The 9,779-nt window shown below is 72.2% G+C and carries 10 protein-coding genes; 1 reads left to right on the top strand and 9 read right to left on the bottom strand.

The window, feature by feature from the left end:
- From BN12_RS16450 to BN12_RS16415, 7 genes are all read right to left on the bottom strand, one after another.
- The coding region (locus BN12_RS16450) for an MBL fold metallo-hydrolase (protein WP_048554155.1) at positions 1-208 on the bottom strand (208 nt) is incomplete at its 3' end.
- A gap of 6 nt (positions 209-214) precedes the next feature.
- Entirely contained in the window at positions 215-2,305 is a 2,091-nt protein-coding gene (locus BN12_RS16445; protein WP_235432437.1) for an alkaline phosphatase family protein, read from the bottom strand.
- Positions 2,306-2,413: 108 nt separating this feature from the next.
- Entirely contained in the window at positions 2,414-3,034 is a 621-nt protein-coding gene (locus tag BN12_RS16440; RefSeq protein ID WP_048554151.1) for a general stress protein, read from the bottom strand.
- A 75-nt stretch (positions 3,035-3,109) separates the two neighbouring features.
- Entirely contained in the window at positions 3,110-3,784 is a 675-nt protein-coding gene (locus BN12_RS16435) for a hypothetical protein (protein ID WP_048554149.1), read from the bottom strand.
- A gap of 408 nt (positions 3,785-4,192) precedes the next feature.
- On the bottom strand, positions 4,193-5,389 hold the full coding sequence (locus tag BN12_RS16425; protein WP_048554145.1) for an acyl-CoA dehydrogenase family protein: 1,197 nt from the start codon (positions 5,387-5,389) through the stop codon (positions 4,193-4,195).
- 120 nt (positions 5,390-5,509) lie between these two features.
- On the bottom strand, positions 5,510-5,911 hold the full coding sequence (locus BN12_RS16420; protein WP_048556509.1) for a hypothetical protein: 402 nt from the start codon (positions 5,909-5,911) through the stop codon (positions 5,510-5,512).
- A gap of 76 nt (positions 5,912-5,987) precedes the next feature.
- Positions 5,988-6,509 (bottom strand): PH domain-containing protein, encoded by a 522-nt coding sequence (locus BN12_RS16415; RefSeq protein WP_048554143.1) that lies wholly within the window; start codon positions 6,507-6,509, stop codon positions 5,988-5,990.
- Between the two features lie 357 nt (positions 6,510-6,866).
- Between BN12_RS16415 and BN12_RS16410 the strand changes: the two genes are divergently transcribed.
- Positions 6,867-7,724, top strand: a complete 858-nt coding sequence (locus BN12_RS16410; protein WP_048554140.1) for a serine protein kinase RIO — start codon at positions 6,867-6,869, stop codon at positions 7,722-7,724.
- Between the two features lie 19 nt (positions 7,725-7,743).
- Here the strand turns inward: BN12_RS16410 and BN12_RS26235 are convergent, their stop codons facing one another.
- Positions 7,744-8,682: a L,D-transpeptidase family protein gene (locus tag BN12_RS26235; protein WP_235432436.1), complete on the bottom strand. Its 939-nt coding sequence runs from the start codon at positions 8,680-8,682 to the stop codon at positions 7,744-7,746.
- Between the two features lie 181 nt (positions 8,683-8,863).
- Positions 8,864-9,706 carry an HpcH/HpaI aldolase/citrate lyase family protein gene (locus tag BN12_RS16400; protein ID WP_407667824.1) on the bottom strand — a complete coding sequence of 281 codons (843 nt, stop codon included), beginning with the start codon at positions 9,704-9,706 and terminating at the stop codon, positions 8,864-8,866.
- Positions 9,707-9,779: the final 73 nt, after the last annotated feature.

Raw genomic sequence — 9,779 nt, 5'->3', positions numbered from 1 at the left:
CGAGGAGGCGCAGCGAGGCGGGCTCGGCGTGGTCGGTGTGCAGGTGGGAGAGGAGGACCGCGGCGGTCCCGGCATACTGCTCCGGTCGCGGCGCCGGACCGAGCCGCCGCAGCGGGCCGGCGTGGGCGCGCAGGAGCGGGTCGGTCACGAGCCGCACGCCGTCGATGTCGATGACGACCGTCGAGTGGCCGAGCCAGGTGAGTCGCACGGGCGGTCAGCGGGACGGGCCCGCACCCCATCGCTGACGCCAGCGGACGAGCTGCTCGTGGACACGGTCCGACCCGACGAAGGTGAGCGGCTGCAGGGGGTCGCCGCCGGGCCGGTCGAGGAGGTCCTCGTCGAGCGTGAAGTCGGTGGGATGGATGAGGATGCCGTGGTTCTGGGCCCCGCCGAGGCCGCCGTGGCTGCCGACGAGCCCCTCGAAGGCGTGGACCTGCCCGAACTGCCCGATCGTCGAGACGAGGACGAGGTCGCCGCAGTGGGTGAGCCCGTCGACCCGGTGCAGGTCGGCCGCCGCCTGCGGAGGGTATGCCGCGAGCGGGTCCGACCCGGTCACCTCGCCGTCCCGGGACCCGCCGACCCTGCGGATCCCCTCCTGGCCGAGCACGGCGGCCCCGTCGCCGTCGGCGACCATGACGAGCCCGACGCCCGGCGTGGCGAGCAGCCCGGGCAGCAGGTCGGGCCATCGGCTCGTCAGCGCTCCCAGGTCGGGCCGGGGCGGGATGCGTGGGAACCACACCATCCCGAGGTTGCCCGAGGCGATGACGGCGAGCTCGGGCAGCTCCGCGTCCTCGGGGGCCCGCGGGACCGACGACTGCTTGTCCGGCCCGAGGACGCTGCCCGATGCCTTCGCCGAGGCGGTCCGCAGGAAGGTGGAGATGAGCGCGTTGAACGGGCCGTACTCCTCGCCCGCGTCCGCGGACACCGTCTCGCTGCCGCCGACGGCGACGAGCCGGCCGACCCGGTCGGCGAGCGAGGCGCCCGCCAGCTGCTCGAACGTCGCGCCGAGGCTCTGGCCGTGGTCGGACACGACGACCATGCGGTAGTCGGTGTGGACGGCTTCGCGCACCTCGTCGAGGTGCCGCAGCACGGTGTCCAGGCCCTCGAGGGCCCGCATGGACTCCGGCCGTTCCGGGCCCGCGTGGTGGGCGATCTCGTCGTAGTCGACGAAGTCGACGAAGATCGCCGGCGCGTCCTTGGCCATGTACTCGGCGATGAGCGCGAGGTTGAGGTCGCGCAGCAGGACGTTCGTCACGCCCCGGAGCAGGACGTAGGCGCCGGTCCGCTTGACCCGGGGCACGACGCCGCGGATCCGTTGGCGCCGGCGCTGGTACAGCTCCTTGAACATCTCGCCGACGGTGAGGACGAGGGCGCGCGGGAGGAGGAACGGGCTGGAGAAGAAGGGGATGAATGCCTCGCCCGGCCCGAGGCCCCCGCGGATCCGCCCGGCCCGGCTCATGACGCACAGCGAGGTGTCCGCCTCGCCGGTGAACATCGTGCTGATCGCCACCCCGCCGTCGCGCAGGAGACCCCCGCCCTTGACGAAACGGTCCTCCACGAGGAGGGCGTCGGACGGCCGGTTCGTCACGACGAGGCGGCCCAGCTCGCGGTCCCACCAGCGGAAGGCCACGACCTCGGAGACGTCGCCGTGCATGAGTCCCGCGGTGCTCGCGGGCGTCGTGCACGGCACCCGGACCCACCACGGCGTCAGCTCGTGCGATCCGTGGCGGAGCCAGTCGGCGAGGGTCGGAGCCTGCCCCGAGGCGATCGCCTGGCGGAGCACCTCCGGTGCGACACCGTCGAGCATGACGTAGAGGACGCCCTTGCGGTGCGCCTGCGAGCCACCGGCCGCGGCGTCCCGGCGGCGGGCGGCCCGGCGACCACGCTGGATCGCGCTCCCGACGACGTAGGAGCTGTCGGCCGCCCCGACGAGCCAGCGGCCGACGGCCATGACGACGGACGCGATGACGATGACGGCGACGACGGATCCTACCGACCGGCTCCGCAGGCCCGGGGTCAGCCACAGGGCGAGGGCGACGACGACCACCTGGCCGACGAGGCCGAGGAGGAGCGCGAGGACCGCGCTCCCGAACCGCGCGAACGCGCGGAGCAGCGGCGCAGCGACGAACTGGACGCCGAAGGCGATGATGCCGGCGAAGAGCAGGAGCGTCCAGATGTTCTCGCTGGTGACCCCGTCGACGACGGCGATGCCGACCCCGAGCCCGACGGCGGTCGTGACGACCGACCACACGGCATCGCCGACGTTCATGGCCGTCGAACCGGCCCGGGTCACTCGCCTCGGCACGGAACGAACTCTAGGGTCTGACCGGTGTCCGGTACTCGCCCCGGGCGGATGATCTCGCCAGATTCCGGCCGACGCGACGCGCCCCCCGCAGGCGTGGCGGAGTCGACGCTACGAGCGGGTGGAGCCGGGGTCGGTCCCCATCGAGCCCTGGCCCTGGTCCTGCTCCGCGGCGCGGGCCGCGGCCGCCCGCTCGGCCTCCTGCGCCTCGCGGATCTGCTGCTGTGCCGCGGCATACGGGTCCATCTGGGTGAGCAGCTCACGGGCCCGGGCGACGACCTTGTGCTCGGCGAGCACCTCGTACTTCGTCGCGACGACCTGCGTCACCGACGTGAAGTCGCGTGCCCCGCCCGTGAGGCGATAGCCGATGAGCGCCCAGATGAGACCGAAGACGGTACCGAAGATGACGGTGGACACGAACGAGACGAGCGTCGCGTTGCTGTCGAAGAAGGCGAAGATGAGGGCCACGAAACCGCCGAGCCAGGCACCGGACAGGGCTCCGCCGGCAGCGACCCGTCCCCGCGTGAGGCGGCCGGTCACCCGCTCCAGCTGCTTGAGGTCGGTGCCGACGATCATGAGGTTCTGGACGGGGAACTCATGGTCGGACAGGTAGTCGACGGCCTTCTGGGCGTCCTGGTACTTGTCGTAGACGCCCACGGACATGGGGTACTCGAGGGCGAGGGCGGACCGCACGTTGGGTCCGAGGCCGCGGGTTCCCGGCTGGGTGCTCATGCCTCCATTGTCGCAGGATCCCCTGTCGTCCCGCTGTGCCGGGGAGGTTCAGGTCCCGTGGGGCCGCGGCGCTCCTCACGGCGCCTTCCCGTAGGCCGTCCAGACGCCGTCCTGCGCATCACGCGCCACGGGAGTGGTGCCCTTCGTCGGCGTGACCCGCCAGGGGCCACCGCGGTTGGTGATCTCGATGCGTCCGGTGCGCCCGTCGGCGGTGTAGTCGAGGTACGGAACGACAGAGCAGTCGCAACCCTTCGTGACGAGCTCGATGCGCCACTGCTCGCTGCGGTCGGTGTCGTCGAGCGTATGCGGGAAGGGCACCGGGACGACCGTCCTGCCGTTCGCGTCCTGGCCGGCCACGGCCCGGACGTCTCCGCCCGCGTCGAGGTCGGCGGAGAAGAAGCTCGGGACGAGGCCGCCGCAGCCGCCGCCGAGCTGCGCCCAGACACGACCGGTCGGCGTGCTCCGGTGGACGACGGTCACTCCGACGCCGTCGACGATGACGGCCTGACCGGGGCTGCTCTGGACGTCGACGGCGAGGTAGCTGCCCGACGCCGGAACGCCGCCGTTCGCGAGGGCCCACGCGTCGGAGTTCCCGGAGTACGGCAGCGGGGCGAGCTCGCGCGCGGGCTGACCGAACACCCATCCCGGTTGTCCCTGGCAGGCCTTCGAGGGGTCGAGCGAGGCCGTGAGTGTGAGCGGGCTGCCCTGGAACAGGGACGGCGTCCCGCCGATCGACCAGCCCGTACCCAAAGGCCCCGCATACCCCGCCGCGGGCACGAGCGTCGTGACAGCTGGCGAGTCTCTCGTGGCAGGAGATGTCGTCGTCGGGTTGGGCGGGGTGGTGGGGGGGGTGGGGGGTGGGGGGGGTGGGGGGGGGGTTGACCCAGCCGTTCACCCGCGTCACGGTGACCGTCGTGACGACGGCGAGCAGGACGCCACCCGCGGCGGTCGCGACCTTGCCGCCCGCGGTGCGGTACCAGGCCACCCGGCGTGGGGGCGGCGACGCCGCGCCCACCGGCTCGCCGGCCGGACCGGAGTCCCGGCCGTCCGCCCCGCCGTGGCCGTCGGGTGTCTCGCCCACGACCCAAACGTAGCCCTCGGCATGGCTTCGCGGGCCCGATCCACCCGGCCCACCGGCCGCGCCGCCCGTGTCCCTGTTCAGGCCTTGAGTCGGTAGTCCTCCAGGAGGCGGCGGCCGATGATCATCTTCTGGATCTCCGCGGTGCCCTCGCCGATGAGCAGCATGGGCGCCTCCCGGTAGAGCCGCTCGATCTCGTACTCCTTGGAGTAGCCGTACCCCCCGTGGATCCGGAAGGACTGCTCCACCACGTCGGCGCAGTTCTCCGCCGCGAGGTACTTGGCCATCCCGGCCTCCAGATCGTTGCGCTGCCCCGCGTCCTTCAGCCGCGCCGCCTTGACCATCAGCTGATGACTCGCCTCGACCTTCGTCGCCATGTCGGCCAGCCGGAACAGGATCCCCTGGTGCTGGGCGATCTTCTTGCCGAACGTCTCCCGCTGCTGGGCGTAGGCGATACCGAGCTCGAAGGCCCGCAGCGACACGCCGCACGCCCGCGCCGCCACGTTGACGCGGCCCACCTCGACCCCGTCCATCATCTGGTAGAAGCCCTTGCCCGGCACCCCGCCGAGGAGCTGAGCGGTCGACGTGCGATGCCCGTCGAAGATCAGCTCGGTCGTGTCGACGCCCTTGTAGCCCATCTTCTCGATCTTGCCCGGCACGGTGACCCCCTGCGCCGTCTCCCCGAAGCCGGGCTCCTTCTCCACCAGGAAGGTCGTCATGTTCCGGTACGGCGTGTCCCCGCCCAGCTCGGTCCGCACGAGGACCGCGACGAGGTTGGCGCTGCCCCCGTTGGTCAGCCACATCTTCTGCCCGGTGATCGTCCACCCCTCGTCATCCTCGACCGCTCTGGTCCGGATCGCCGCCACGTCCGACCCGAGGGCCGGCTCGCTCATCGAGAACGCCCCACGCACCTCCCCAGTCGCCATCCGCGGCAGGTACCGCTGCTTCTGCTCCTGCGTCCCGTGCTGCAGCAGGAGATAAGCGACGATGAAGTGGGTATTGATGATCCCGCTCACCGACATCCATCCCCGCGCGATCTCCTCCACGCACAACGCATACGTCAGCAGGCTCTCCCCCAGCCCGCCGTACTCCTCGGGGATCATCAACCCGAAGATCCCCATCTGCTTCATCCCCTCCACGATCGCCGTGGGGTACTCGTCGCGATGCTCCAACTCCGTCGCCACCGGCAGGATCTGCTCGTCGACGAACTCCCGGACCAGCTTCACCAGCTCGGACTGCTCCTCCGTCAAGCCCTCGGTCGTCTGCAGTCGGGACATGGGCTTCCACCTCGCGTCAGGGGGATCGGGACCTCACGCAGTATGCCGATCGTCGCGTCTCCCCCGCGGCCCGGTGTGACGATCCTCCCGTTCCCCGGAGCTCCCGGTGCCGGCAGCCGCTCAGGAGGGGCCGGGCGTCAGCGAGAGCTCGACGCAGTCGGAGACGCACGCGCCGGGCTCCGGCGCGGCGACCGGCTCCTCGTGGGGCGTGGGCCGGTGGAGGACGGCCCGGCTCGGTGCGATGAGCACGGTCGTCCCGGACGCGGTGACGGCGTGGCCGTCGACGATGAGGGAATGCCCTCCGACGACACGCGGCGGCCAGACGAGGGTGACGTCGGTGCGGGCCGCGGCGTTGCCGACGCTCCGGCGGCCGAGGCCCGTGATGCGCAGGACCTCGCCGTCGACGACGGGCTCGACGGCGACGACGTGGGCCGTGGCGCGCTCCGTCATCGTCACGAGGTAGGCGTAGTCGTGCGCGAGGACCGCCTCGGCCAGCTCTGCGAGGTCCACCGGGATGCTCATGACACCACGGTAGCCGTGCCCGGGCCGTCCGGAAGGGGCCGAGCCCGTGCGGGCGCCGGACGGCACCGTGCCGGAGTCACGCGTCGTCGTCGCGGGCACTCCGGGGCTCGTAGCCGGGCCCCGTCGCGCCGAAGAGGAGCTCGGTGATGACGACATGGACCCGCTCGACGTCGGGCACGTCGTGGAGGATGACCGGGTCGTCCGCCGCCGTCGTGAGACGCAGCGTCCCGCAGCCGAGGACCCGGTCGAGAAGGGACCGGTCGTAGCTCACGTCGTTGATCCGCACGAGTGGCAGGTCGTGGCCGACCCGGTTGACCAGTCCCCGGCGGGTGATGATCCGGCGGTCGGTGACCGTGTAGGTCGTCGTCGCCCAGCGGAGGATCCGCACGGGCACGACGACGACGACCGCGAGGAGAGCGACGGCGACGACGACCCAGCTGATGACCGCCTCCTGCCCCTGGAGGAAGACGAGGGCGGCCACCATGAGGGCGAGGATCACGACGAGGGCGAGAACCGGCCCGACGAGCTGCTTGGGGTGGGTCCGCATATGGAGGACCACCCGCTCGTCCTCACCGAGCAGCTTGCGCGACAGACCCATGCCGCACAGGGTAACCAGCCCGGCTCCCGCACGTGCCGAGAAGATGTCGCTCGGAGGCGTTCTCGACAGCATCAGCTCGGCACGTGCGGGGTTGTCTCGGCACGTGCGGGGTTGTCTCGGCAGGTGCGGGGTTGTCGTGGTCGCCAGCGCGTTCGAACCACGGAAAGCCCGCACCTGCCGAGTCCCCACCGGGCAGGCGGAAAACCGGTGGCGCGCACGGGGAGCGGTGCGCCACCATCGCAGGGCAAGCGGACGGCATACCGGCCCGTCCCCCGAGCAGAAGGGAGCGTCTCGTGTCGATGCCTGCCCTGGACCGCGCCATCCGGTCCACCATCCCTTCTGCCGCGGAGAGAACCGTTGTCCCACAACCCTTCCGAGCGCCTGCTCCACTCGATACCACTCCAACCTGACGCACCGACCGATCCCGACGCCCCACCCGAGGGTGAGCGCTGGTCCACATGGGACGGAGCGACCCACGGGCCGGTCCCCCGCCCCGACTGGGTCGTGACGAACCTCGGCGCCGTCGACGAGGATCTCGGGATCCTCAAGTCCGGCAAGGAGGCCGACGTCCATCTCGTCCGCCGTTGGGTGCCCGACGGCACCACCCACCCGGCGCGTGACGTGACGATGGCCGCCAAGCGGTACCGACCGTCGGAGCGGCGGATGTTCCACCGCGACGCCGGCTACCTCGAGGGCCGACGGGTCCGACGGTCCCGCGAGACGCGGGCGATGGCCCGGCGCACGGAGTTCGGGCGCGAGGTCATCGCCGTCCAGTGGGCGGGCGCCGAGTTCGGTGCCCTCGGCCGGCTCTGGGAGCTCGAGCTCCCGGTGCCGTACCCAGTCCAGCTGTCCGACACCGAGATGCTCATGGAGTTCATCGGCCACGACGGCGTCGCCGCGCCGAGGCTGGCGCAGGCGCGGCCGGAGCCCGACCTCCTCGCGGAGCTGTGGGACCAGCTCGTCGACGCGCTGGAGACCCTCGCGGAGAACGGCTGGGCGCACGGGGACCTGTCGGCCTACAACGTCCTCCTCGACGGCGAGCGCCTCGTCATCATCGACTGGCCGCAGATCGTCGACGTCATCGGCAACCCGAACGGCTTCGACTACCTCGAGCGCGACGTGACGAACGTCTGCTCGTGGTTCGCCGCACGGGGGCTCGACGTCGATCGGCACGCGCTCTTCGGGGACCTGGCGGCCCGGGCCGCCGGCGCGTGATGAGTCCCGGACGGCCGGCTCAGTAGACGGTGACCCGGCTGCCCATCGGCATGATGTCGTTCGCCCAGATCATGTCGATCGCCGGGTTGCTCACGCGCGCGCAGCCGTGCGAGGCGGGGTACCCGGGCACGTAGCTCGCACCGTGGACGGCGATGCCGCCGTTGAAGAAGCGGGGCCGCCACAGGTCGCCGAGCTTGCCGTGGTCCATCCCGTTCACGGTGTAGTAGACGTGGTAGGAGCCCGACGGCGTCGTCGCGATGGCCTTGGTGCCGTAGCTGGAGATGTACTCCTGACCGCTCCCCGTGCTCGTGTTGAGGATCGTCTGCACCCGGCCACCGCGGACGATGAGGAGCAGCTGCCTCCCCTTGTCGACCTCGACGCCGTCACCGCCCGCCCTCGACGACGGCCGGACACCGGCCTGCAGCGCCTTGCGCGTCTGCTGTCCGAAGATGCCGTCCCGCCCCAGGCCGGCAGCCTTCTGCAGAGCCATGACGGCCTGCGTCGTCAGGCCGCCGTAGCTGCCGTCGGGCGTCCCGAGCCAGTAGCCGAGGCTCGACAGCTGCTGCTGGACGCTCTTGACGTATGCCCCCGACATGCCGGGCCGCAGCGTGTCCCCCGCCGTCGGCGTCGGCTTCGGTGTCGGCTTGGGCGGCGTCGGCGTCGGTCTCTTCGACGGCGTCGCGGACGACGTGGTCGTCGACGGGGACGGGCTGGTCGTCGACGGTTTCGCCGTCGTCGGCTTGGCGGTCGACGGCGGCTTCGTCGTCGACGGCGGGGCGGTCGTCGTGGCCGAGGAGGTCGTGCTGCTCGTCGTCGAGGACGACGGCGTCATCGTGCTCGAGCCTTCGGCGGCGGTGCTCTGGCTCGAGCGGCCGATGCTCACCCCGCCGCATCCGCCCAGGAGCAGGGCCGCCGCCAGCGCGGCGGTGCCCAGCGCGGTCGCTCCTCCGCGTCGCATACCCACCATGGTGTCCTCTTCCGTCCTCGTCCGCGCGTGCCCTGCGCCGGATCCCTCAGTCATGGTGACGTCCGGGACGCCGGATCGGTTGGGGAAACGCCGGACGGCCCTCCGGTATGCCGTGCCCGCGGCAAGACCGGTATGCCCGGCCCCTCGCGGCCGGGCTCGGGCCGGCGACCTCTCAGCCGTCGGCGGCGAGCGCTCGGACCGCGGCATCCGTGGCGAGGACTTCGCGGGCCATGTCGACGTGGAGGTTCTCGACCATCCGGCCCCGCACCGTGACGACGCCGCGGCCTGCGCCTGCCTCCCAGGCCCAGGCCTCGACGACCTCGCGTGCCTCGGCGACCTCGGCCTCGCTCGGGGAGAAGGTCGCGTTGCACATCTCGACCTGTCCGGGATGGATGAGCGTCTTGCCGTCGAACCCGAGGTCCCGGCCCTGGGCGCATTCGGCGGCGAACCCCTCGACATCCCGGATGTCGTTGTAGACGCCGTCGAGGACGGCCACGCCGGCGGCCCGGGCCGCGAGCACGACCGCCGACAGGGCCGCGAGGATGGGCGCGCGACCCGGCACATGGCGCGCTCGGAGCTCCTTGACGAGGTCGTTCGTCCCGAGCACGAGGACGGCGAGGCGGGGCGACGCGGCCGCGAGCGAGGCGACTCCGAGGACCGCCTCAGGGGTCTCGACCATGGCCCACAGCCGGGTGTGGGCGGGTGCCCCGGCGGCCTCCAGAGCGGCGACGAGGGACCGGACCTCGTCCGCCGACCCGACCTTGGGGACGACGACGCCGTGCGGTCCGGCGGCCGCCGCGGCCGCGAGATCGGCCTCGTGCCACTGCGTCCCGACGCCGTTGACCCGGATCGTCACCTCGCGGCGCCCGTACGCTCCCGACCGGACCGCCTCGCATGCCGCGTCGCGCGCCGACACCTTGTCGCCGGGACCGACGGCGTCCTCGAGGTCGAGGATGAGCCCGTCGACCGGAAGGCTCCGCGCCTTCTCCAGGGCCCGGGCGTTGGAGCCGGGCATGTAGAGCACCGAGCGGCGGGGCACGTATGCCGCAGACCCGGCCATCACTCGCCCCGCCGGGCCGTGCCGGCCG

This window comes from Nostocoides japonicum T1-X7 (assembly GCF_001046855.1).
Classification (GTDB): domain Bacteria; phylum Actinomycetota; class Actinomycetes; order Actinomycetales; family Dermatophilaceae; genus Nostocoides; species Nostocoides japonicum.
This window is presented reverse-complemented; position numbering and strand designations above follow the sequence as displayed.

What these genes read in the sequence shown, in the direction of transcription:
- BN12_RS16420 (WP_048556509.1), bottom strand. Translation starts at nt 5,911, where the DNA reads ATGAGCATCCCGGTGGACCTCGCAGAGCTGGCCGAGGCGGTCCTCGCG.
- BN12_RS16415 (WP_048554143.1), bottom strand. Translation starts at nt 6,509, where the DNA reads ATGGGTCTGTCGCGCAAGCTGCTCGGTGAGGACGAGCGGGTGGTCCTC.
- BN12_RS16400 (WP_407667824.1), bottom strand. Translation starts at nt 9,706, where the DNA reads ATGCCCGGCTCCAACGCCCGGGCCCTGGAGAAGGCGCGGAGCCTTCCG.
- BN12_RS16425 (WP_048554145.1), bottom strand. Translation starts at nt 5,389, where the DNA reads ATGTCCCGACTGCAGACGACCGAGGGCTTGACGGAGGAGCAGTCCGAG.
- BN12_RS16440 (WP_048554151.1), bottom strand. Translation starts at nt 3,034, where the DNA reads ATGAGCACCCAGCCGGGAACCCGCGGCCTCGGACCCAACGTGCGGTCC.
- BN12_RS26235 (WP_235432436.1), bottom strand. Translation starts at nt 8,682, where the DNA reads ATGCGACGCGGAGGAGCGACCGCGCTGGGCACCGCCGCGCTGGCGGCG.